Origin of the sequence: Streptomyces sp. NBC_01264 (assembly GCF_026340675.1) — a bacterium.
Classification (GTDB): Bacteria; Actinomycetota; Actinomycetes; order Streptomycetales; family Streptomycetaceae; genus Streptomyces.
In genome coordinates this window covers 279,900-302,617 of the sequence record NZ_JAPEOX010000004.1, presented here as the reverse complement: position 1 = coordinate 302,617, position 22,718 = coordinate 279,900, and the positions used below count along the sequence as shown (strand labels likewise).

Below are 22,718 nucleotides of genomic sequence, written 5' to 3'. Positions count from 1 at the left end.
GTGGCAGGCCTGGTGCACGGGCCTGCCGGACGCGGTCAGGTCGTCTGCGCCGCGTCTTCCGCCTCGAACTGCCGCGCGGCCGCCAGGAGCTTCTTGACCTTCCCGTAGTACTCCACGGACTGGGTCTCCACCTGGTAGCGGCCGCCTTCCTTGAGCAGCTTGCGCATGACGCGCCTGGCGCGCTGGAACTCCGCGGCCAGGACCGCGGACGCGGGCTGTTCCTCGGCGTTGTGCCACAGGCCCTTCACCGGGAGCCACGCCAGGGCCTGGCGTACCCCCTCGGCGACGTCCTCGCGGGTGATGTTCTCCGTCCCGTCGGCCAGGGTGCGGTGCGGGCGCAGCGCCGCTTTCACGGCGTCCAGAGATGGGAAGGCGCGGGGGGTGGTGCTGTTGGGGTAGGTGTGCGCGCGGGCCGCTCCGATTGCGCCGTCGACGTTGATCCCGCTCTGGGGGATGGTCCAGCGGTTTCCCGTGGCGTAGAGCATGCCGTCGAGCTTCTGGGGTGCGCCGTTGTCGCTCCACGCGACGTCGCGGACCATCTTGATCTCGCCGGCGCGGGTGAGGTTCGTGATCATCATGACGCTGTACTGCGTGACGTCCTCGGTGCGCAGGTTCGCGCCCGGGTTGCCCACGGTGTACGGCGTGCGCTTCTCGACGATCACGAGGTCTCCCCGGCGTACGCGTGCCTTGGTGGCCTTCGCGTCGGCGCTGGGGGTGGCTGCGGTCTTAGGCATCGGGGTGTTCCTTCTGTGGGCGGTCGCGGCACCCGGGGGTGGTGCTTGCATCCACCACCCCCGGGCATTCACTAAATTACTCCCCCCGCCCCTCGCGAGTCAAGTTTTACGCGTCGCGAATTCGAGGGCAGTACACGGTGGCCAACCGCCTTGACCGAGGTGTCGCCCGCCGGAGGGACATGGCCTACTGCCCGCCGGCGTAGAAGACTGCGGTGCCCGCGTCGAGGTCGACCCGGATGAACTCTCCGAGGAGGGGCCGGTAGTGCACGCTCAGCACGTCGAGGTCGGCGTCGAGCTCGGGCAGGTCCCGCGTGAAGATGGTGTCCGCGGTCGCACATCCTGCGCGCGGACCGAATCCGCGCCTACGGGGGTCGTAGCGGAACAGCACCTGCACCACATCCGCCGACCGTGACGTATGGAGCGTCAGCGCTTCCCGCACGCGACTGGGAAGCGCGGCCGCCACGCTCAGCGCGGCCTCGGCGCGGGCCTCTGCGGCTTCCGCTCGGGTGGGTACCTCGTGCACTGGGAACTCCTCATCGGGAACAGCGGGTGGTTCGGATTCCTGACGGTGGGGACCTGCGGGTTCCAGGCCGGGCTGGAGCCGCCGCCGGCACTCCGTCGGTGATGCCGGGTGATTGAGACGCAGGGCGGCTCCTCATCGCGCGCCTTGGCCGAGGAGTGGATGCGGTGCTCTGTCACGCTGTCACGCTCGGAGCCAGCGCGGCTGATTTGCGGGCGTTTCCCCAGCTCAGGCGGCATTCTCGGCAGAGCGTGACACCCGGCGTGACAGTGAGCGTGACACCCGGCGTGACACCTGGTTGCGCGTGCATGGCGGGGGGACACCACGCCACGACCGTGGAGACGGCCGGGCCGCGGTGCTACCAGCAGTTGGTGACCGCGACGTCCTCAGCGGGCACTCCGTGGTGGACGGCTACGGCCTGCCGCGCGGTGGCAGGACCGTTGACGCCGAACTCGAAGAGTCCGGTGCGGACGAGGTCGTCGCGGGCGGGGAGCAGGTAGGTGAGGAGGCTGCCGAGGGGGCGGGAAACCCGTCCGCCCTGCAGCGCGAGTTCCGGGAACGGGCCGTCGTGTGCGAGCAGCTCGTATCCGTTGCTGATCCGGAACTCCTCGGCCTGGGCGCCGGACGGCAGCACGCTGAAGCCGTCGCCGCGGGAGAAGGAGCGCAGTCCGCGGAAGCGGTACGCCGAGGCGACCCGGCGATCGTCACCGGTGAGCCAGTCGAGGTCCGCGTTGAACAGCTCGACGGCACGCCAGAGCTCGGACTCGGGGTCGGTTCCGTGCACGGTGTACGAGTAGACCCGGAGCATGGGGTGCGCCGGCTGATAGCCGGAGAAGTTGTCGCGGTCCATGTTGTGCCAGACGGTTACGCGCATGGGGTGTCCTCTCAGAGGGGTTCAGAGGGAAAGGGGGCTGCCGGTCCATTCGGCCGGGCGGGCGTCCGTACGGGACGTCATGTGCCAGCGGCGGGCGTCGTTCGGGCAGCGGTAGACGCGCTTCTCCTCCTCCGCACCACGTGTGGCGAGGCGGTTGAGCCGGGTTCCGGCCAGACGCCGCAAGGCCCGCCACTGCGTGGCCTCGTGCACCTTGCGGCAGCGGCAATTGGAGCTGGTGCCGAGCCAGCGCCGCACGTCAGCGCTGTCGAGGGTCTCCGTCGCGATGAACGGCTCCAGCGCCCTGCCGTGTACGCGCGCCCACTGGGTCCAGCCGTCGCTCTGGGCGCCGATCACGTAGTACCGGACCCGCCACCCCTTGGTGTCGGAGTGCTTGGCCGTGACCATTACGGCCGCGCCGCCCCGGCGAGCACCTTCCAGGCGCAGTTCGCCCGCCCCCTCCTGCTGGGAGATCTCCCAGCCGTGCTGGCGCATGAGTTCGGCGGTGGTCGCGATGACGCTGGGACGGACGGGGTCGGGGGCCACGGGTTGCTCCAGGGGTGGGTTCGCAGAGGTGGGCGGGACGCTTGCACCGTCAGCCGCGTCACTAATTTACCCAGCCTTCGCCGTTGCGTCAAGTTTTACGCGCCACAATACCTGACGCGTAAAACTTGACAGCGCGCCCCGGGTCGAGTAATTTAGTGAATGAGAGGCGGGGCAAGCGCCTCTCGCGCCACTGCGAACCGATCCACCGGAGGACTCCTGTGCACGCCCTCATCACGCTCGACACCGACGGCCACGTCTCCATCCCGGGCCGCGCCGCGCGGTACACCCTGGAGAGCAAGGGCAGTCACGAGTCGGACACGTGGGAGATCCTCGAGCAGATCACCCTGCCCGACGGCACCCTGGCGGGTTCGACGTCCGAGCTGCTGGCGGGGCTGATGCTCACCGACATCGAGGGCATCGCCGTTCTCGAAGACGGCGTCCTGACCGTCAGCGAGACGGGACGCGCCTTCCGCTTCTCGCCCGCCGAGGAGTGGGAAGCGCTGACCCCGGCTCACACGATGGCCGCCCGGTACACGGTCGAGGGGACCCACCCGGGCCGGGGAACCTGGAGCACCAAGAACGTCCAGAAGACCGAGGTCACGGCAGCCGAGGTACGCAGCCTCACCGAGCAGTCGACGGGTGGCGACGTCGCGGTCCACGGCAGCGGCGTCATTATCGTCGAGGCCGCCCGGGTGGGCTTCGCACTCCGCCTGACGCCGGTCCCCGAGCCGACGTACCGCCAGGAGCAGTGGGACTCCCGCAAGGTCGCCAAGTACCTGCGCACGGAGCTTCGTCGCACCTTCCCGGGTCAGACTTTCTCCGTCCGCTGCGGGCGCGGAAGCGACGCCGACTACCTGAGCATCGCCTGGACGGGCGGTCCTTCGAGGGCTGAGGTGGAGGCGCTCTGCGACCCGTGGCAGGGTGCGGACTTCGACGGGATGACCGACGGCATGAACCAGCGCGAGCCCCTGCTGATCGTCGGCGCGGGCGGCGAACCGGTGGAAGTCCGCCCGCTGACGGACCTGTTCGACTACACCCGCTCCCGCCCGGATGGGGTCCTGGAGCAGGCCAAGGCCCTCATCAGCCAGGAAACCTCCGCGGGGTGGGACGCGCACTTCAACAACCCGCGCACCTTCACCTTCCAGGGGGAGACCTTCTCGGGCATCACCGGCTGGGAGCGGCTGAACAAGGTCATGGACGCGATCGAGGGAGGGCGCATCGCGGTCTCCTGACCGACTCCGGGGCGCGGGGCGCAGCCTCGCGCCCGCGCCCGACCTGCGAGCCGCCGGCCCCTCCGGCGTCCAACGCGTAAAACTTGACCTAGCTGCCCGCGTCGAGTAATTTAGTGAAGACCGGCGAAGCGGGTGCACCACCCCCGCCGGCCCCTCGCACCATCAGAAGAAGCGCATCCGACCTCTGGCCGATGAGCGCACCCGACCCGCCAGGCCCCGAACCGCAAGGAGTTCCCATGCCCCGACGCACGAGCGACGACCTCACCCTGCGCGCGCCGCTTCCCAGGATCCCGGGCGTCGGCCACCTCGGAATCCGGGTCACCTACGACGCCAACTCGCCTGCCGGCTGGACCGTGGCGCTGCTGCGCCTGCCCAACGACTACTACGTCGTGGTCTGCAACGCGCCCCAGGCCCGATGGGCCGTGGTGTACCGCCACTACGTCGTCCCGGGTACCAACGTGGTGGACCCCCGCCCGCTGGTCATCGACCCGCTGACGGAAGTGCCCACCCCGGGGCCGGGCTACATCAAGTGGAACTGGACCGACGGGCGGGGCATCTCGTCCGTGCTGCGCGCCCTGGAGCCGCTCGACCGCGCCGCCGACCGCTACATCGGAAAGGCCGAAGGGGCCTGAGCCTCCAGCGTGCCGCTCGGCCGGCTCCCCTGATCCGCCGATCGCCCGGCTTCCGGGCGGCACGCGATGCGCCGGCCCCGGGCCGGCGCCCATTCTTCTCACCCGCCACCGCCTTCTCACCGGAGAGCTCCCGTGCCCCTCTTCCTCGAACAGCCCACCTACGGCCCTCACGGCCCCGACGGGCAGGGCTGGAACAGGCTCAGCCTGAACGCCCACTTCGACACGCGCCACCAGTGCGGGTTGCTGCCGATCGGATACACGGGGCTGTTCGAGTCCCGCACCGGCCGCCAGGGGTGGGGCGGATACGACCGGTGCGGCAAGGCCGGCGCCTGCGGCGCCTGCCCCGTGTCCACCCTTTCCGGCGAGCAGCGCCCTCTGGAAGGCTGGCCGGCCGGAACTCCCCTGCTGCTGGGCCGCGTGCGGCCCTGGGCTCTCACTCCCGGCGCGCTCCTCGCCGATCCGGCAGGCGGACGCAGTGATGTCCACCTGATGACCTGGCAGGGAGAGAACACGGGCGTCAAGGCCGACTGGCAGTCCGTACGCAACGACTACGGCGCCCGCATCAGCTGGACGTTCCGGGATGCCGAGGGCGAGGCGTTCTGGCTGGTGCGCGACAACCCGGACGCCGGAGCCGCCGTCGTACGCACGAAACAGCTCGGCGCGACGACCCGGCACGCGCTGTACGGCTGCAGCGGGGGGACCCGCCTGGCCCTGCTGACCTGTCACGGCGGATGCGCCCACGAGGAGTACCACCTTCAGCACCTGGCGGCGGACCTCGCCGGCCTCCCCGGCAGCGATGCGCCGAACGCGTCCCGCGGCCTCGCCGGAGAACTGCCCGAGTCCCTTCCCGCGGCTCCCGGGATCTCCTTCACACGCGAGGGACGGCACCTGGTGATCCGGCGCAGCGCCTCGCGTCAGTACCCCGGCTCGACCACCCGCTTCACCCTTGACGTGGCCGACGGGACGGCCGCCACGAGCGTGCTGCTCGCCTACGCCGTGCGCCTCGTCACCGTCGGCTGACCCTCCGGCCCCGGGGGCAAGGGGAGCAGGCCACGGCATCGTGACGCGTAAAACTTGACACCTTCCGGGGTGGGTGGGTAATTTAGTGAGTGCAGGCAGCGGCCCTCCCGGCAGCGCCACCACCGGCCTCGCGCCACCCCTTCAAGGAGCTCCGGATGACTTCCCCCGCCAGCGCGTCCGCCACGAAACTGCTGCCCATCGGCACCGTGATACGAGTGCGCATCGCCAAGGGCCTGAGCACCAGGGTCGGCAAGGCGGTCATCCTCAGCCACATCGATCCGACCGACCCGAAGAGCAGCTACGGCGTGTGGTTCTACCCGGCCGGTGACGCCAAGGCCGGGCAGGGCGGCACGGTCACCCTCGTGTTCCGCAAGGAGATCACCCGCGTCCACGGCGCTCTTGACGACCTTTCGGAGCGCACTCTGCGCCACATCGATCGCGGTCTGCGGGACTTCGGCCCCAGCCACCCGGTTCGCATCACCGCGAGCAGCCTGCGCCTGCGCAAGCGCCACGCGCGCCTCAGCGGTATCTGATCCCGCCGACCCCCGGGCCCTACACACAGCGAGGAGTACCGGCCATGCCCCTTCCCACCCTGCTCCAGGCGCAGGAGTACGCCGCGAGCCCCTCGCCGACGGCGCTTCTCCTCGAACGGTTCGGCTGCACCGAGCACCCCGACGGTCACGGCTGGCTGCTGTGCCCCGACGGCGTGAAGCGTCACGCCGTGTTCCGGTCGGGCGACGGCACGGATTCCGCCGAGGACCGCTACCTGAAGTGGACGATCCGCGAGAACCGCCTCACCTCCACGGTGGCGATCGAAGCTCCGCACGAGGTGCTCGACATCCGGCACGAGGTGACGTCGAGCCGGGTCGGCGCCCAGCGCCTCGTCGCCCTGCACGGCGCACCCCGTTCCCACGTCGAGTCCCACCAGCGGTTCACGTTCAACGGCGTGCCCGCGCGCCGCATCACGACCCGCGGCCGCCTTCTTCGCGATGTCCGTACGGCCCACCGCCGGGCGGTGCGCGAAGTGCTGGCCGACTCGGCCCAGCTCGCCCAGTGGCGCTACGCCTTCGAGTCCGTGCCGGCCCCCAGCGCGACGCCGTACAACCCGCCCGCCATGCCCGCGCCGGGCGAAAAGTGGAAGGCTCCGGGTCCCGCCCGGTACGAGCCGACCGGCTTCGCTCCGGGCACCTGGTTCTCGTGGTCCGACCAGGCGCAGGGCACCGTGTACGTCTGTCAGATTCAGTCGCTCGCTCCACGCGGTCATGTCTGGATCGCAGGTCACGCCGACGGGGATGAAGTACCGCTGCTCTGGAAAGGCCGGCTCACTCACCGCTCAGGCCACAAGGGCCCGTGGGACGGCCGCGCAGCGACGTCGCTGACCGTGCTCGCCACGAATGGAAACGGGGAGGACGAGGGCATGCTCGCGGTCATCCACGCCACGGCCCAGCAGGCGCTCGCATCCTGACCCCTTGGGCTCAGCCAGCACCTCGGCGGCGCACCGCTCCCGCGCGACGCGTGAAGGGCCGGCGTCCGTTCGCCCCGACCTCCGTACTGACACACCGATCCGTCCGCGACGACGAGCGACGCGATGTCGTCCCCGGCCGTCGCGCCTTCCCGCCAGATCCAGGAGATTGAGCATGTCCGTACCCGAGCAGGCCCCCGTCATCGACGATGGCGAGCTCTACGCCGAGCAGATCACCTTCCCCAATGGGCGCCAGGGGCGGACGCGGGCCTTCCTCGGCCGTGCCGTGCGCGAGCGCCTCGCGGCCATGACGTACACGGACACCGGGGAGGCGCCCACTTACGGCACCGTCACCCAGGACTCGGCAACGGGCGTGATCACCGGCATCTCCACCACTGCACCCAGCGTCGGGGCGCACCACACGGCGACCTGGACGCGGATCACCGCCGACGACCTGGACTCCCTCCGGCGCGATGACGCTGCCCGCTGGCAGAGGGTGTGGGCGGCGGCTGCCTCGGCCGGCCTCACCGCGAGGGGCTGAAACAGGTCCGCCGTTGCAGATCACTCCGCATTCTGTGAGGCGTAAAACTTGACCCCCCTCCCCCGTTCGGGTAATTTAGTGAATGCGGGGTGATTCCCCGTCCGTCCCGACTCACCCCAGGAGCCCGCCCATGGCCACCGCCTCCCGACCCCACCTCCTGCGCAGCGCCCTCGCCCTCCTGCTGAGCCGCCGCCGCGCGACATCCGCCCAGGCGGCCCTCGCGGCCCAGTTCGACCAGCAGCTCCTCGACGCAGCGGATGCGGCCGTCTCTGTGGCGCGGCGCACCCTCTATGACACCGTCTGGCCGCAGCTCCCGCCCCGTGAGCGCCTGTCCGCCTTCGGGGTGGTGAGCGTCGAGGACGTCACCGACCTGATGTACCGGCGTCACGGGATCGTCGCCATCCCGCCCGAGAGGGCGGCGGCGGCACTGCGGGCGCGGTACGAGGCCCGCTCGGGCCGCATCGATCTGCACACCGACGCCTACTCCCACTGACCACGTTCACCCCCGGCGCTCACCTCGGAGCGCCGGGCCGCCCGGGGCGCTGGAACCCGCGCCCGGCTAGACCCGCCTCGCGGCGGGCCGCCCGGCCCCGGATGATGACCCCCGCCAGAATGACGCGTAAAACTTGACACCACTCCCCGATGCGGGTAAATTAGTGATTACGGAAGGGCGGAGCAAGCGCCTCACCGGACACCACGAACCAGCCCCACCCCGCAAGGAGCGCCATGACCGCCACGCTGACCGAGACCCCCCTCACCGCCACGGTCGTGGAGCCCCTGGAGGTCATCGAGTACGACCGGATCGAGTGCGGCGACTGCGGCAAGCTCTCCCCCTTCCTCGACGATGCGGACGAGGGCACGGAGGACGCGCACGACGCCGGATGGCACGTCTACAACCTCGACGACTGCGGGTGCCCCCACCACCTCTGCGGCGACTGCGCCCAGGACCTGTGCGGCGAGGTCGACACCACGCCGCGCCTGTTCGGAATGCGCGTCATCTAACCCAGCCGGGCGGGGGCGGCCTCACCGGCCGCCCCTCCCACCGGCCGAACCCGGCGCAGGACAGGCCACCGCGTCGCGCTCAGCCACAGCACCCCTTCCCGCGAGGTCCTTCGCCGAGGAGAACACGCGCGCCGTCCAGAGACGGTGCACCCGCCGATCTCACGCTCCGCCCAGCGCCGGCTGGTCATACCCGAGAAGTTCGATCTTGAGAGGCAAGGCATGAGCACCCCCCGGCTTCCCGCGTTCGCGAAGTACCGCCCGCTCCGGAGCGAGGACGGCGAACGGACCCGCGTAACGGTCCGAGACGCCTTCGGAGTCGACGGCTGGTTCTTCGACGTCCCCGGCACCGCCGATTCCAGCCCCCGCACCTTCGCCGTGCTGCACCTGCCCGGCACGGTCACCCCCTCCGGGTGGGGCTGGGCCGTGCGCGGCGTCGAGGGAGACCGCCGCCAGTACGGACGCCTCGGCTTGACCCGTCACGACGCCGTGCGCGGAGCGCTCAAGGCCGTGGAGGACTGCCGGAACGAACCCGACGCGGCGCTCCGCATCGAACACCGCGCGAGCGGCTGGGCGCTGCACGTGAGGTGCGCGTGCCCCGGCACCGACGACTTCACCGAGGAGGAGTTCACGGACTTCGCCAGCGCCGCCGACTGGCTCGACGGAGATCCCACCGCCCCCTGGCGGTTCTGCACCGGCTCCCCTACCCGCCTCACGTGGACCGACGGGTGCGGCCACAAGCGGCACGGGCAGATCTGGGGCACGGCTCGTCACCACACCGGTTGGGCAGCCATCGACACCCTCGACGACCTCGGCGTCTACCCCCGGGTGTTCCTGCGCGATCTCAGCGCCGACGCCATCTGACCCACGAAACATCCCCAGAAGGAAGGCCCAGCATGACCACCCAGCCCCTCGAACAGCTCACCCGCCTCCTCTTCGACGACGACGCGGCGGGCCGCATGCTCCTGGCTGACGTCCTCGCCCTGGTCTACGACGGCCAGAGCCTGTCGTCACTGCGGCACGAACACGCGCACCTGCACGTCGAGAACGCGAGGACGGTCCTGGAGCAGCTCGACGCGCGCGCCGGGGAGATGAGCCAGCACATGGTCACCTGCCCCGACTGCGGACGCGAGGCCACGTTCCCCGGGGGCTGGACCGAGGGCCGGCGGTCCGCCCGCGCTGCGGGCTGGCACGCGCACGCCGAGCCCCTGGACGACTGCGGAACCCTCTGCCCGGACTGCACCCGGAACTGGCCTGGCCTGCACACCGTGAAGGGCTAGCAGGCCCGGCGAAGGAGCGGCACTCCGCGACGCGTATAACTTGACAGTCGCGCCCCGCGTGGGTAATTTAGTGATTACGGAACGAGGGGCCGCCCCGCAGCGGATCACGCGACCGGCCCACGACGACGAAGGATGCGACCTGATGGACACCGCCCGCGCCACCTCCCCGCACGCCGCCGGCTACCTGGCCCTGCGCCTCCCCGCAGGAACCTGGGTCAGGTACACGGGCGACGCGGCCAGCAGGCGGCTGTGGAGGGTGCAGCCGTGCACGTGCCTGGCGTGCATGTCCGCCACGATGCACGGCGCACCCGCCTCCCACTACGAGCTGCACGCACTCGACGGCGGCGCGCTCCCGCTGGTCCACATCGAGTACACCGCCGTCATTCCGATGCCGGTCCCGAACGAGATCTACGACCGCCACACCTGGCTTCCCCCGAAGGTCACGGCCACCCACCTCCGCCGGGAGCTGCGGCGCGCGTTCCCCGGGGTCCGGTTCTCCGTACGCCGTGGGCGCGGCGTGAAGTCCCACGACCTGACCGTGCGCTGGTCGGGCGGCCCCGGCAAGGCGGAGGTGGGCGTCATCGTCGCCCCGCTGCTCGCCGACTACACCAACCCCACACGACGTCGCGCGCGCCCCGTCACGGTCACCCGCTTCGGGTTCACCGAGCAGGGAACGCCCGTAGTCGACGCGATCCACCTCAACCGCCGCTGACCGCCCCCTCCGCCGGGCGCAGATCCGCGCCCGGCATCCACGCCTACTAGTGACGCGTAAAACTTGACATCACTCCCCCGTGCGGGTAAATTAGTGACTGTTGGAAGGGCGGAGCAAGCGCCCCACCGGCCACTGCGAACCACACCGAGGAGACGAAGATGCAGCTCACCGCCACCGCCACCCAGACCATCCCCACCGCATGCGCCTGCGAGGACGGGACCGGCATCGGCGGCTTCTTCGCTCCGGATGACGCGGACGTCTGCTGCGAGGGCTGCGGCGAGCGCGTCCAGGTCAACTGCGAGGCGAGCTGCGGCCGCTGCTGCCACCAGTGCCACGCCGACTTCCCCTGCTGACCCCCTCCCGGTGGCGGCCCGACTCCGGGCCGCCACCGGGCGAGACCCGGGCGGACGCCGCCTCCTCGGTGCGCCCCGCCCGACCACCCGCCCCACCACCTACACCGACAGGAGATCAACACCCGTGTTCATCCGCACGATCAGCGTCGCCCAGGTCCTCTTGTACTTCGCGGCGGGCCTCCTCTTCTCCGGAGCCTGGCTCCTCGCGACCGGCGACGAGCCCCCACTGTGGGCTCGGATGGTGTCCATCGTCGTCACGGTCGTCGCGATCGGCCCGGCCGAACGCGCACTGGCCCGGCGCAGCGCCCGCCGCAAGGCCCGCCGCCAGGAGGCACCCCTCCCCGGATAGTTCGGCGCGCATAACTTGACTCGACTCCTCGGTGCGGGTAAATTAGTGCGTGTCGGAACGGGCGGAGCAAGCGCCCCCCGGCGCCTACGAACCGCCCGTCGCGAGGAGTCGACCATGCCGCTCAACACCGCCGAAGCCGCTGCACCGGTCAGCCAGTTCCGGACCGCGATCCCCCGCGGACAGGAGGCCGCGGCGGCGGCTGCGGGCACCCTGGAGGGCGCGCCGGCGCGCTGCCCAAGGTGCTACGCGCCCGACCTGCGCCTCTGCCCGGGCGCCAGCCAGTGCGGGAAGTGCCGCTTCGTGCTCGGCGACTGGAGGTCGCTGGCGTACGTCGACGGGTACACCTTCACCCACCGCAACGGCCTGTTGTCCTACGTCCGCCGCTCCCCCCGCGACATGGCCGTCTCCCTCATGGCCGCACCGCTCCACGCCGTGCGCAAGGGTGCCGCAGCGGCGGAGGGGTGGACGGCCGACGAGTCCGACGGAGGTCCGGTGCTCGGCTTCACCTACGCCACCGGCGCCGCAACCGCAAAGCTCACCTACTCCACCGACGGCACCCGGTACCTGCTGACCGTGACGACCGACGCGGGAGCAGAGCTGTTCCGCAAGGCCTACAAGGGGCACGCGACCGCGCTCCGGAACGGCCGCAAGCACGCGGATGCGGCGGCCGGGCGGCTGGCCGTCGCGTAGCCGGCGCAGACTCCCAGGAGCCGGACCGCGCACGACACGCGCGGTCCGGCCCTCACCGTTCACGGCCGGGCAGACGACCCGCACACCAGCTGGCGCGTAAAACTTGACACTCTCCCCCTGTGCGGGTAAATTAGTGAATGTCGGGCGGAGCAAGCGCCCTGACGGCCACTACGAATCGCCCGTCACGAGGAGTCGGATCCCGATGAGCTGCCCCACCCACAGCGTCGCCCAGACCTTCCCGCACCGCTGGTGCACCCTGCTCGGCCGCACGGTGATCGTGGCGGGCCTGCTGCCCGCGCTGTTCGGCGGAGCGACCGCCGTAATGCTGCTGGCGCTGGCCGCGCTCGCCGCCCTCGGCCTGCTGATGGTGGCCGGAGCATTCAGCGCCCGCCGCTCCGCCAAGCCTGGTGTCCGCCCGGGGCGTGCAGTCGCCGCCCTCACGGCCGACGTTCTGGTCCTGCTCGTCGCGGCGGGTCTGCTGATCGGCGCTCTGATCGGCGGCAGCGGAGCCTCCATCCTCTCTTCGCCCCACGGCCTCGCGGTCGTCGCCGGGTTCCTCGCCCTGTGCGCCGTGCACCACCTCACGCACCGCCGCTCGCGCCGGTCCCGGCGTCGCTCGCGCCGCTGACCGCTCGCCGGGCCGGGCTTCAGCCCGGCCACCGGGCCCACCCCCTTCTCGAACCGACCGGGAGTACCTCGACATGAGCAGCACCATCACCCCCAGCCCCACCCACGCCTGCCCCCACCGCAGCTGCGCCTTTCTGCACGGCGTCGTTCTGCTTCTGCTCGCACCCGCCTTGATCGCCGCCGTCGTGTTCGGCGGGCTGACGATGTGGCTGCTCCTCTCGTTCCTCGGTCTGATCCAGCTGGGCATCGTCCTCCTCCCGCAGGCCCTCACTCCGGCAGCGCCTACCAGCACGCGGCCGCTGGCCGTCCGGCCGGTGTGGGCGTTCCTCGCGGTGGCCGTCGACTTCCTGCACTTCCTTGCAGCCCTGGCCTTCTTGGCCGCCGTCGCGATCGACCGCAGCTACGCCGCAGTCCCGCCGCCCACCGTCGGCGGGTACAGCGCCCTTGGGGCGGTCGTCGCACTGTTCGTCCTGCACCGCGTCACCCACCACATGGCCACCAGCCCCGCCGACCGCGACTGACACCCCGGACGGGGCCATGCGCCCCGCCCCCGACACCCCCCGCCGGAGCGGGCCGGCACCCCCGGCCCGCTCCGGCTCCTCCCTCCCCGCCCAGGGACACCGTGCTCCCGAGATGAACGCCGCGCGCCTCCACCACCACGAAGGGCATTTCACGTTGAACCACGAGATGACACCCGAAGAGCGGGCCGCGGTCGAGGACCGCGCCCGGCTGCCCCGCAGCCGCCGACAGCTCCGCCGCTACCTCGGCCGCCTGGAGAACGCGGAAGACCCCACCCCGCGCCAGAGGTACATGATCGAGTGCCTGCGCGTGGTGCTGGTCGAGAAGGATCTGGCGATCGCCCTCGCGGTGCCACTGCACCCGGGTCTGGTCATCGAGGGATGCGCCTGGCCGGAGGCGGACCCCGCGACGAGGTTCAGCGTCCACCTCTCAGGGAGCCGTACGCGGGTGCTGCGGCGTGGGTACCCGCGCGTCACCGAAGCCCGCGCGGCGGCCGTGCGCCTCGCCGAGGCCGCCGACTGGCGCGTTCCCCCGAGCGAGTTCTCAGCCGCTCACCACGCCGCCGTTCTCGCGGAGGAGACGTGCGTCTGAGCGTGCCGACCGCGCGCCTTCCTCTGCTCCCCCACCTCTCCACGTCGGCGCGTAAAACTTGACCTCCAGAGGGATAGCGAGTAAATTAGTGGACACCAAAGGGTGGTGACCGCACGCGTCGTCACCATCCCCCTCTCGCCATCACGGAGAGCAGGCCACCGTGCCGATCACCAGGACCGACCGCATCGGCGGCGCCATCTACGTCATCGCCAAGAATGCTGAGCTCGCCCAGGACCTGGCCCTGGCCCATCTGGCCGCCGACGGGGACGAGTGCCACAACGTCTTCGACGACCTCGCCCCGGCGAAGGACTGCCTGCACGACCGGTTCCGCGCGCACGACCCCGAGGACCGCGTGTACGTCGTGCGCCTTGAGATCGCTCCCGCCGAGTAGCGCCCCAGCGCGCAGCGAACGGCCGACTCCGGTCCGCCGCAGCCACCTCCCGCTACGCCAGCCCCAGCAGGAGGCCGACATGAAGCAGATCTACCCCGCAGCCGATCCCGTCGTACGCCTCGACTTCGCAGGACGGGCCGTACTCCTGGTCGGGGAGCTCCGCGTCGAGATGCACGTCCGCCCCCTCACCCCCGAGGAGAGTCAGGGCGCTCTCGGAGACGTGCGCATCGCGGGCACAGCCACCGCCTGCGGCGTCAACCTGGGCGAGGCCAGCAGCAACGCCGAGAGCTACAACCCGGAGGCGCTCCGGGAGATCTTCGACGGTGTCGTCCACGACGCTGCACACCGCGCCCGCCAGACCCTGGACTCCCTGGCCGAGGTGCACGGCAGAATGCAGCCGGAGTAGCCCGCCTCCGGCGGCCTCCTTCCGGAGGGCACCGTGCTCCGAGGCCCCCGCGGATGCGGATCTGGCTCGCTGCCCGGCCGAACACCTCCTCCCGGGCAGCGGCGCCGGACCACGCCCGCCGGCCCCTGGTCACATCCGGCTGCGATGCTCCGCCGCGATCCCGCTTGGGACCTGCACCCTGTACGGGTCAATTAGTGGTTACCCGATCCCCTCTCTCGCGGACCGCTGCGAACAACCCGCCGGGGATCACACCGTGCCGTCCCACTCACCGCCACCGACGTCCGCTCCGCCGTGCACGAACTCCTGGAGAGGAACCCGCCGCGCGCCGAGGATGGCCCTCGCTGTTCGTCCACCACGGCAAGCGGGGCGGCCCGGGCGCGACGCGCCTCCAGCTCTTCGGCGCGGTCATCAGCCGGCAGTCATTGGGCGACGCGCTCCGGTCGTCCACCAACGAGCGGGCCAGGGCCAGGCATCCCCTGCGCCGCCAGTCCGCCGAGCTCACCGGGACCTGGCAGAGCCAGTTGGGCAGCGGCGCGAGGGCGGGCCCGATCGCCGCCGCCCGTGACTCCACGACTCCTGCGAGTTCCGGCAGCCCGAATCACTGCGGCTCCCCGATCTCCACCCGGGCTTCACCCGCCGGCGCGCGACGGCGTCCGCGACGCTTCACCCGCGGGTCTGAGCCGAGTGTCACGCTTGCGGCCGATGGCCCCCGAAACAGCCTTCGGAGGGGTGTTTCCGCAGGTCATGGGTGTCACGCTCTGGAGCGTGACACCCCGCGTGACAGTCCCCGTGACACTGGTGCGTGACACCCCCAGGTCCTCGCCGTGACGAACCCCCAGGTGACGGCGTCCCCGGGCGCGCCAGGGCCACCGGGGCGGCCGTCGTGGAGCGCCGGCCGTGGCCCAAGTCCTCTCGGAGGACCGACCGGCCGACTGAAATCGCGATCCTCCGCAGCCGTCCCGTCTATCGACGGCGCCGGACGCGCGTGGGGTGGCGCCGGCCTTCCCCCCTCAGCGACAGACCCGCGCCCGCGCCAGAACGTACGCACCCGCGCCCTCCTCCGTCCCGTGGATGCCCGTCGAACCGCCGTGTGGTTCGCCCCCTGCCATCGGCCGGGGAGCGCCCACCGCACCGCACGGTGACAGCTCGACGCGCCGCCCCATCGAGAGCACGGCCCTTGGCCAGGCCCGAACCTCGAGCGACCGAAGCACTGCTGACTAATGCGGCGCCTGTGTCGCGTCCCCCACCCGTCGGATTACGGGAGCCAGCTCTTACACACCCCGCATGGGTCAATTAGAGGATTCGCCCGATTGAAGTCGGCTCGGCACCCCGAAGGCCACCACCGCGTTCACTCGTCGCCTACGTCTCGGGCGGGATCCAGGCCCTCCCCCGTCTGCCCTGCCTGCCGAGCCACCGACGGATTCGCGGCGCGAGGCACGAGCACCCCATGGTGTCCACGAGCGTCATGACTCCGCCGTCCCCTCGCACCGGTGAGCTCCGCCAGGCGCCCTCCGCCCCGACGATCACTCACCTCGGCGGCATCGGGACGGTAAGCGGGACATCACCCTGCGGGCCCGGCGCCCCGGCGACCCTTGCCGGCCGGGGAGCCCACTACCGCGGCGGCCACCTGGTCCAGCTGGTCAGTGGCGGTGACCGCGCACGCCCCAGCGCCCGGTGATCGGCTGCAGGGGCGCCGTCCGGCCTGCAGCCGCGAAGTGCTGCACGGTGACGCTGCACCACCTGATGAAGCGGCCGGCTCTGTCGCTGCACAGCCACCTCGACGTCCCGGACGCTTCGGCGGCGTCGCCGCTGCATCCCGCCGCTGCAAGGGAGCGGGTGCAGCGCTGCGCACGGCGCGAAGGAGCAGCAGTGAGCAGCAGCCGGCCGTCGGGGTGCGTGCAGCAGGCGCTGCATTGCAGCGCTGCACAGAAAAGCCGCTGGTCAGGACCCCATCCCGGAGGGCGAGCGTGAAGTCCGGGCGACCGTCAGGGGCGCTGCTGCACGCAGTCGCCCGGGCAGCGCTTCCCGGGTGCTACACCCTCCGAGCCCCGTCCTCGGTGACGTCGCAGCAGCAGCGTGAGCTGGCAGCCGTGCAGCGCGCTGCACGGCTGGTCCGGTGCAGCAGCGTCACCGACCAGAGCCAGCAGCCCGTACTAGCGGTCGAATCGCTGCACGGCCGATCGCCTCGGAGCTGCAGCAAACTGCCTTCGTCGTCCCCCATGCCCGTCCGGCAGCAGGGCGCGACCGCGGGTGGTCATCCCGCTCGGCCCTTCGCGTTCGGTACGGAGCGCACAGAAGGACCGGCTCCCGGGCGCTCGAAAAGAACGCCCCTCTCGTTCGAGGCTCGGCGCGCGCCGTGACCGGGTGCTCGATACCGTCCGACAGAGCGTGGGCCAGAGGCAGGCGGAAGGTGGTTCGGTGACCACGGGGTCGTCGGCCCTCACCGACGAGCACAGCCGCCAATCCCGCGCTGAGGCGGCGACGCGTGCTCAGCCTCCACGGCGGAGGCCATCCTCCCTGGAGCCCGCGCCGCGTCATGAACGGCGGTGCGCTCCGGGATGGGGAAGTCCGCCCTGCGGGTTTCTGTTGGCTCGAGCGGTGCGGCATCCTGCCGGCTCGGGCGTAGGGCGTCGTCCGTCACCGGCGTCCCGGCGGTCTGCCGGGTCAGAGCGGACGGCCGAGGCCGGCGAGCACGAGGGTCTTCGGCAGGCCACGAAACCCCCTCCATTTTGGCGCGTAAAACTTGACTGCGCGGAGGGGTGCGAGTAAATTAGGAGAAGGCGAGCGGGTGTGAGAACACCCTGCTTCTCGCACCCCTGAACCGCTTACCCATCGCCCGAGGAGGCCGTGTGACCGGCGCCCATCCGTCCTTCAGCGCCGAGGACGCCGAGCAGCGCTTGCGCCATCTCAACGTCTGGTGCCGCGCGCTCCTGCGACGCGAAGCATCGGCCCGGGGCCTCTCGCTCAACGTATTCCTCGACACCAACAGGCGCCTCGCCGAGGGCTACCTGCGCGGGATCGCCGCCGGGCTCGGGACGGGCACGCATATCGTGGCCGCCTTCGTCGAGGCGGACGACAAGGACCTGTTCGGCGTCATGACGACGGACGGCACGACCATGTCCGGCGAAGTCATGCATCTGGCGACGCTCATCCTCGCCTCCCACGGCTCGCCCGACCCCGTGTTCGTCACGGCGCGGACCAAGCACGTCGACGGGCCCGACACCGTCCAGGTGTGGCACATCGTGGCCGGGCGCGCCCAGCCTGTCGCCGCGCAGACGGCCACCGGCGAAGCCGCCCCTGACGGGGCCGTCCACGTGGACGCGTTCACCCCGAAGCCCCTCCTCGGGCGGTGACACCGCCTCAACCGCCGCGGTGACCGTGGCCCAGAGGCCCACCGGGCCGCACCCCCAGAGCTCTCGACGCCCACCCGTACGGCCGCCCGCTCTCCCTTGACCGAAGGATTCCGCCCATGTACTCCGCTCCGCCGCGAACCGAGGCCGACGTCATGTCCGCCGCACTGCGTCTGCACGGCTATCCCGCTCGTCTCCACGGCGACGGCGGGACCACCTTCTTCGCCGTCCCCCTCGACCCCGAGACGCCGGCCGACGATGTTTTCCTGCACGCGCACTTCCTGATCGCATCCGGCGAGCGCGCCGACCGGCCGGTGACCGAGCACGACGAGCCCTGGAGCGCAGCCCTGTACGAAGGCGGGCGGGAGTACGTCGACGTGATCTACGCCGGCAAGCCGGGGCTCAGCATCGAGAAGGACGCGGAGGCCTGCGTCCTTGCCGTAGTCGAGCACGCCGCCAGGACGCGGGCCGGGCACGTTCACATCCCTGTGCCGGGCAACGCCCAGCGTCTGGTCGACGCCATCCAGGCGGCGGGGGCTAACGCCTGGTACGACCATGAGGAGGGCGTCGTGTTCGCCCACCCGGCCGGTGTCCCGCAGGATCGGGCCCTGCTCGGTGAGCACATCTCGCTCCAGCTGCTGACGGACTCCACCGGGTGGCCGGGCGGCTTCCGCGCCGTGGCCTGGGTACCCGATGGCGGCGTGGACTTCCACGAGACGGCTCAGGTCTTCCTCTTCTGCGGCGTACCGGACCAGAAGGAGGTCGACCGGGGAGCCCAGGCGGTGGCCGAGTGGTTCAGTCGACCGAGCCCGGGCGCCGTGTGATCCCGCCGAGGACTCCGCGTACGCCGCCCGCGTCACCGGCGAGCACGCCGCCCAGCACATCCCCTGCGCTTTGACCCTCGCGCCTGACCCTTCTCCTCCACGTCTCGTCCCGGGTGCGCAATGACCCACCCCTTCTCCGGAAAGATCCCCCTGCCCATGCCGCTCAATCTGCCCAAGCTGCCCATGACTGCGCCTCTGCCTCGCCCTCAGGGCGCGCCCGCCGACTGGCCGGGCTTCCCCCGCGTTCAGCCCATCCACTGCGATGTGCTGCTGTCCGCCGAAGAGTGGCCCGCCCTGAACCTGTCCTGGCTGGAGGTGACGCCTTACGGGCTCGGAGCGCCCGAGTACTCCGTGCACGCGCTGCTCATCCAGCCGGGTGTCCCGGGCCCGGTCGCGGACGCCTACCGGCACCCCTTCAACAAGCGCCACCCCTTCGGCTGGGGGTGCCGCGTCCTTTCGCTGAAGGGTGATCCCGACGGGCGGGTCCGGATGCAGTTCAGTTGTCGGCGGCACGGCTGCACCCGCACTCTCGACGAAGCCCGCAGGGACGCCTTCGAGCACGTCATGGAGGATCACCCCGATGCGGCAGTCCTGTATTCCAGCCGCACCACCGCAGCCCGCTACCGCTACGCCTGACAGCCGCCATGACCACACGTCCGTGCATGTGGTGGAGCGCCGGCGTGGAGAACCACGCCGGCGCCAACGGCTTCGAACCGGCCGAAGGCGGCGGAAAGCCAAGCACGTAGTCACGGTTTCCGTCACGGACGGCTGCAGATCCCCGTCGCACGGCGTAGCCCACCGAGGAATACGACGCGTAAAACTTGACATCAATCCCCAGTGCGGGTAATTTAGTGAATGGGTCGGACGGAGCAAGCGCCCGGCCTCACCACTGCGATTCGCGCACTCAAGTCGGGAGCCGCCCCATGGCCGTGATCAGCGCTGTTCTCCACCCGGTCACCGTGACCGCCCGCCCGCCCGCCGACTCCGCCGGCTACCCCTACCAGCAGCCGCCCGCCGGAATCGATCCGGTCAAGTTGCGCGTCGTTCCCGCCCGGGATGTCCGGGAAGGCGACTGGTACATGGGCGACTGCGAGCAGCCGACCCCCGCCCGGCGCGGCCACTTCTGGGGCGTCCACTCCTTCGTGGCGTTCAAGGCCACGCCGGTCCTGGACGCCTCCGGCGAGACGCTCGCCATGGACGGCGAGTCCTTCGTCTGGAACCCCGACGAGCTCGTCATGGTCATCGTCGGCGCGGAGATCCCCGCTGCTCCGGGGGACACGGCAACCCCCCAGCCCGCTCTCACCCCCGCCCGCTGAGGCAGCGGGCCGTCGGGGAGACCGATCCCCGGCGGCCGCAGCGCGGCGCACCCCGAAACGACCAAGGAGCACACGTGCCCATTCCCCTTCTCTCCCCTGGCGACTTCGTGCGCATCACCATCGACGCCGAGGTCCGGCGCCACGAACCGGGCGAGCTCGAACTCTCCCCGCGCACGCTCGTCTCCTACGAGTCCGAGGACGATCTGACCGTCGAGCTGACCCGTGACCTCTTCCGCCAGGGCGACGTCGCGTTCGACGGCCGCCGCACTCTCCTGCGCACCGCCCGCCACGCGGACGGCGGCGGCCGGGAGGCCTACTGGACCGCCCCGGACGGGTCCGTCGTCCGCGACAACGAGATCTCGCCCGGCTCGCTGCGGCTGCTGATGCGCTGCCCCCTGACCTGAGCCCCACCCCACCGGCCCACCCCCGAGGAGATGGCCCCCATGTCCGGCGACGACGAACTGCACCTCCACGGCACCGTCACCTTCGACCCGCCCGTTGCCCTGAGCGGCATCGAAACCGAGTACGGCCGGCTCCTCAACAGCGGGCTCGGCATGCCCACGTATGCCGGGGACGGCACGGACCCTGCTCTGACCGGCTTCGTGTTCGCCGACGCCACCTGGGTGGACGCCGGCATCTGGTTCTCCGTCCTCGGCGTAGTCGAGGACATCGCCCGGCGCTGCGCGCCCACGATGAGCGCCACCGTGTCGTTCGACTCCGACAACCGCGGCCGGGGACGCCTCCTGGTGGACGCCGGCGGGCATCTCCATCTCTGCGTCGAGGGCGAGGACGCCTCCATCCATCTCGACCGGGCGTGCTCCCACTGCCTGCGCATCTACCGGCCGCACGTCGGGGACACGTTCCAGGTCGCCGAGGTGACCGAGAGCGCCCTGGTCCGCGTCACCGAGCTCGGCACCGACCCGTACGTCGACTTCCTCGTGGTCTGCGACGAGCACGGCGAGGTCGGGTGCGTCGCCACCCGGCAGGAGGCTGTCTTCCGCCGGGAGCAGCACCTGATCACGGGCCACAGCCCGCGGCCGCTCCCTCTGGGGCCGGTCCCGGCGCGGGAGATCCTGGGCGAGGACGTGCTCCGTCACATCGACCTGGCGGCGCGGGAGCTGCGCAACGCCCGGTACTACGCCGGCCTGGCAGGACAGGGCGGGGGCGCGGTCGGCCCTCGCGAGTCGGCACGCGCACACGCCCGCCAGGCCCTTGCGGCGCTCGGCGACGGCGACCCTGGCCAGCTCGCCGAAACCCTCGTCCACCTCCTGGTGGAGCAGCGGGCCGGGCGCTGACCGCCCCGCCCCGGGGCCGTGTCCCGGCGCCGGCCTCTGTCCACAGGCCCACTCCCCCAACCTGCTCGTGAACGGCCAGAACACTGGCTCGGAGCAGGGGAGCAGAACGTGTACAGATCGATCGCCCAGGGCGGACGGCGATGCAGGGGAAGCAGCCCGGCCATGCGGCGGGGTTCGTGGTGGAGGGCGGTGGGCGTCGTCGTCGCGGCGTGGGCGGTCGGCGTCGGCACGGTGATGCCGGCGGCAGCCGCCAGCGACCCGCCGGACTACCTCACGATCATGAAGGCCCAGGAGATGTGGAAGGTCGCAGACGGCAGCGGCATCACCGTTGCCGTCGTCGACAGCGGCTTCAAGGAAGTGCCGGGCGTGCGCAGCGAGTCCGTCCTTCCAGGCGTGTCGGTCATGTCCCCGCCCATCGAGCAGCCGGACAAGAAGTACTCGCCCCACGACGATGTCGACGGGCACGGGACCACCATGACCGCCGCTATCGTCGGCGACGGCTCAGGAGGAGGCCCCAAGGGTCTGGCCCCCGGCGCCAAGATCATGCCCGTACGCACCAGCCTCGGCACGCCCATGGCGTTTGCCGCAGGAGCCGAGGGTGCCAAGGGAATCCGGTACGCGGCCGACAACGGGGCCAGGATCATCAACCTGAGCTGGGGCGACTACTACTCCTACCCAAGGCTTAAGGCGGCTGTTCAGTACGCCCAGAGCAAGGGGGTACTCGTCATCGCTGCCATGGGAAATGAGGGGGAGGGCAACAACGCGATCAACTTGATCACCCAGGTTCCGGGAGTCCTCGGCATAGGAGCCATCGACGAGAAGGCCATGCCGCTGGACCTCTCTTCCCACGGGCACACCACGGACCTGTCCGCATACGGCAGCAAGGCCCGGATCCGCTGCAAGGAGAACAGCGGCTGGTGCGTCGCTGACGGAGGCACGTCGTACGCCACTGCCCTGGCCTCCGCCTCCGCCGCTCTCGTCTGGTCGGCTCACCCCGACTGGACCGCACATCAGGTCACCCGCGTCCTCATCGAAACCGCCGGCGGCCCCATCGACGGGGCCAAGCGCAACGACTGGATCGGCTACGGGGCGGTCCGCCCGCGCATGGTTCTGCTCGAGAGGGCGGGCACCCCGGGGGCCCCTGACGTGGACCCCTTGGCCCCGGTCCCCACGAAGCCGCCCACCCCGGCCCCGACCCCCAGCACCGGGCAGACCGCTGTGGCCCCGGCGAGAGTTGCGTCTGAGGAAGCGGGCCCGCCTTGGCAGTGGCTGGCGCTCGGCGCCGTCGTAGCCGCGGGCCTCGGCCTCGCCGGCACGCTGATCATCAAGCGCCGCCGCGGCTGATCCTTCTCCCCAGGCCCCTGAGGACCGCCGCCGGCCGCGCGAGCGAGCCCCGGCGGCTGCTTTGGGGTGGCCCCCGGGGGCGCGGCCGTGGCCATGGCCGCAGGTGCTGGGCGG

Annotated in this window: 30 protein-coding genes; 26 read left to right on the top strand and 4 right to left on the bottom strand. The window is 71.2% G+C overall.

Annotated elements, in window-relative coordinates:
• Nucleotides 1–35 precede the first annotated feature (35 nt).
• From OG435_RS46885 to OG435_RS46870, 4 genes are all read right to left on the bottom strand, one after another.
• On the bottom strand, nt 36–734 hold the full coding sequence (locus OG435_RS46885; protein ID WP_266887738.1) for a hypothetical protein: 699 nt from the start codon (nt 732–734) through the stop codon (nt 36–38).
• Between the two features lie 184 nt (nt 735–918).
• Entirely contained in the window at nt 919–1,257 is a 339-nt protein-coding gene (locus OG435_RS46880; RefSeq protein WP_266887736.1) for a hypothetical protein, read from the bottom strand.
• A 355-nt stretch (nt 1,258–1,612) separates the two neighbouring features.
• Complete coding sequence (locus OG435_RS46875) at nt 1,613–2,128, bottom strand: hypothetical protein (protein WP_266887734.1); 516 nt, start codon at nt 2,126–2,128, stop codon at nt 1,613–1,615.
• Nucleotides 2,129–2,149: 21 nt separating this feature from the next.
• Nucleotides 2,150–2,671: a hypothetical protein gene (locus OG435_RS46870; RefSeq protein ID WP_266887732.1), complete on the bottom strand. Its 522-nt coding sequence runs from the start codon at nt 2,669–2,671 to the stop codon at nt 2,150–2,152.
• Between the two features lie 218 nt (nt 2,672–2,889).
• Here OG435_RS46870 and OG435_RS46865 point away from each other — a divergent pair, with 218 nt between their 5' ends.
• The 26 genes from OG435_RS46865 to OG435_RS46740 all read left to right on the top strand — a co-directional run bounded on the left by OG435_RS46865 (nt 2,890) and on the right by OG435_RS46740 (nt 22,604).
• The gene (locus tag OG435_RS46865) at nt 2,890–3,903 is read left to right on the top strand and encodes an LPD29 domain-containing protein (RefSeq protein WP_266887729.1); all 1,014 of its coding nucleotides are present in this window, start codon (nt 2,890–2,892) and stop codon (nt 3,901–3,903) included.
• A gap of 236 nt (nt 3,904–4,139) precedes the next feature.
• Nucleotides 4,140–4,535 (top strand): hypothetical protein, encoded by a 396-nt coding sequence (locus tag OG435_RS46860; protein ID WP_266887728.1) that lies wholly within the window; start codon nt 4,140–4,142, stop codon nt 4,533–4,535.
• A 132-nt stretch (nt 4,536–4,667) separates the two neighbouring features.
• Nucleotides 4,668–5,555 carry a hypothetical protein gene (locus tag OG435_RS46855; protein ID WP_266887727.1) on the top strand — a complete coding sequence of 296 codons (888 nt, stop codon included), beginning with the start codon at nt 4,668–4,670 and terminating at the stop codon, nt 5,553–5,555.
• A gap of 155 nt (nt 5,556–5,710) precedes the next feature.
• Complete coding sequence (locus OG435_RS46850) at nt 5,711–6,088, top strand: DUF6409 family protein (RefSeq protein WP_266887725.1); 378 nt, start codon at nt 5,711–5,713, stop codon at nt 6,086–6,088.
• Between the two features lie 44 nt (nt 6,089–6,132).
• Complete coding sequence (locus OG435_RS46845) at nt 6,133–7,020, top strand: hypothetical protein (RefSeq protein ID WP_266887723.1); 888 nt, start codon at nt 6,133–6,135, stop codon at nt 7,018–7,020.
• A 172-nt stretch (nt 7,021–7,192) separates the two neighbouring features.
• Nucleotides 7,193–7,558: a hypothetical protein gene (locus OG435_RS46840; protein ID WP_266887721.1), complete on the top strand. Its 366-nt coding sequence runs from the start codon at nt 7,193–7,195 to the stop codon at nt 7,556–7,558.
• 130 nt (nt 7,559–7,688) lie between these two features.
• Nucleotides 7,689–8,051: a hypothetical protein gene (locus OG435_RS46835; RefSeq protein ID WP_266887719.1), complete on the top strand. Its 363-nt coding sequence runs from the start codon at nt 7,689–7,691 to the stop codon at nt 8,049–8,051.
• 233 nt (nt 8,052–8,284) lie between these two features.
• Nucleotides 8,285–8,560 carry a hypothetical protein gene (locus OG435_RS46830; RefSeq protein ID WP_266887717.1) on the top strand — a complete coding sequence of 92 codons (276 nt, stop codon included), beginning with the start codon at nt 8,285–8,287 and terminating at the stop codon, nt 8,558–8,560.
• A gap of 219 nt (nt 8,561–8,779) precedes the next feature.
• Nucleotides 8,780–9,421, top strand: coding sequence for a hypothetical protein (locus tag OG435_RS46825; RefSeq protein ID WP_266887715.1), 642 nt, complete (start codon nt 8,780–8,782; stop codon nt 9,419–9,421).
• A 32-nt stretch (nt 9,422–9,453) separates the two neighbouring features.
• Nucleotides 9,454–9,837 (top strand): hypothetical protein, encoded by a 384-nt coding sequence (locus tag OG435_RS46820; RefSeq protein ID WP_266887714.1) that lies wholly within the window; start codon nt 9,454–9,456, stop codon nt 9,835–9,837.
• A 142-nt stretch (nt 9,838–9,979) separates the two neighbouring features.
• Nucleotides 9,980–10,549, top strand: a complete 570-nt coding sequence (locus OG435_RS46815; RefSeq protein WP_266887713.1) for an LPD29 domain-containing protein — start codon at nt 9,980–9,982, stop codon at nt 10,547–10,549.
• A gap of 158 nt (nt 10,550–10,707) precedes the next feature.
• The gene (locus OG435_RS46810) at nt 10,708–10,902 is read left to right on the top strand and encodes a hypothetical protein (RefSeq protein WP_266887711.1); all 195 of its coding nucleotides are present in this window, start codon (nt 10,708–10,710) and stop codon (nt 10,900–10,902) included.
• Nucleotides 10,903–11,026: 124 nt separating this feature from the next.
• The gene (locus OG435_RS46805) at nt 11,027–11,251 is read left to right on the top strand and encodes a hypothetical protein (RefSeq protein WP_266887709.1); all 225 of its coding nucleotides are present in this window, start codon (nt 11,027–11,029) and stop codon (nt 11,249–11,251) included.
• A 114-nt stretch (nt 11,252–11,365) separates the two neighbouring features.
• Nucleotides 11,366–11,941 (top strand): hypothetical protein, encoded by a 576-nt coding sequence (locus tag OG435_RS46800; RefSeq protein ID WP_266887707.1) that lies wholly within the window; start codon nt 11,366–11,368, stop codon nt 11,939–11,941.
• A gap of 202 nt (nt 11,942–12,143) precedes the next feature.
• Nucleotides 12,144–12,569, top strand: a complete 426-nt coding sequence (locus OG435_RS46795) for a hypothetical protein (RefSeq protein WP_266887705.1) — start codon at nt 12,144–12,146, stop codon at nt 12,567–12,569.
• A gap of 73 nt (nt 12,570–12,642) precedes the next feature.
• Nucleotides 12,643–13,089 carry a hypothetical protein gene (locus OG435_RS46790; RefSeq protein WP_266887702.1) on the top strand — a complete coding sequence of 149 codons (447 nt, stop codon included), beginning with the start codon at nt 12,643–12,645 and terminating at the stop codon, nt 13,087–13,089.
• A 112-nt stretch (nt 13,090–13,201) separates the two neighbouring features.
• Nucleotides 13,202–13,678, top strand: coding sequence for a hypothetical protein (locus tag OG435_RS46785; protein WP_266887699.1), 477 nt, complete (start codon nt 13,202–13,204; stop codon nt 13,676–13,678).
• A 160-nt stretch (nt 13,679–13,838) separates the two neighbouring features.
• Entirely contained in the window at nt 13,839–14,069 is a 231-nt protein-coding gene (locus tag OG435_RS46780; protein ID WP_266887698.1) for a hypothetical protein, read from the top strand.
• 79 nt (nt 14,070–14,148) lie between these two features.
• The gene (locus tag OG435_RS46775; protein WP_266887696.1) at nt 14,149–14,475 is read left to right on the top strand and encodes a hypothetical protein; all 327 of its coding nucleotides are present in this window, start codon (nt 14,149–14,151) and stop codon (nt 14,473–14,475) included.
• A gap of 2,849 nt (nt 14,476–17,324) precedes the next feature.
• Nucleotides 17,325–17,828: a hypothetical protein gene (locus tag OG435_RS46770; RefSeq protein WP_266887694.1), complete on the top strand. Its 504-nt coding sequence runs from the start codon at nt 17,325–17,327 to the stop codon at nt 17,826–17,828.
• 116 nt (nt 17,829–17,944) lie between these two features.
• Nucleotides 17,945–18,649, top strand: coding sequence for a hypothetical protein (locus tag OG435_RS46765; RefSeq protein ID WP_266887692.1), 705 nt, complete (start codon nt 17,945–17,947; stop codon nt 18,647–18,649).
• Between the two features lie 156 nt (nt 18,650–18,805).
• Nucleotides 18,806–19,285, top strand: a complete 480-nt coding sequence (locus tag OG435_RS46760) for a hypothetical protein (RefSeq protein WP_266887690.1) — start codon at nt 18,806–18,808, stop codon at nt 19,283–19,285.
• Between the two features lie 287 nt (nt 19,286–19,572).
• A complete protein-coding gene (locus OG435_RS46755) occupies nt 19,573–19,965 on the top strand; it encodes a hypothetical protein (protein WP_266887687.1) in 393 nt (130 codons plus the stop codon).
• 74 nt (nt 19,966–20,039) lie between these two features.
• A complete protein-coding gene (locus tag OG435_RS46750; RefSeq protein ID WP_266887685.1) occupies nt 20,040–20,369 on the top strand; it encodes a hypothetical protein in 330 nt (109 codons plus the stop codon).
• 39 nt (nt 20,370–20,408) lie between these two features.
• A complete protein-coding gene (locus OG435_RS46745) occupies nt 20,409–21,260 on the top strand; it encodes a hypothetical protein (RefSeq protein ID WP_266887683.1) in 852 nt (283 codons plus the stop codon).
• 162 nt (nt 21,261–21,422) lie between these two features.
• On the top strand, nt 21,423–22,604 hold the full coding sequence (locus OG435_RS46740; protein ID WP_266887681.1) for a S8 family serine peptidase: 1,182 nt from the start codon (nt 21,423–21,425) through the stop codon (nt 22,602–22,604).
• The last annotated feature ends 114 nt before the right edge of the window (nt 22,605–22,718 follow it).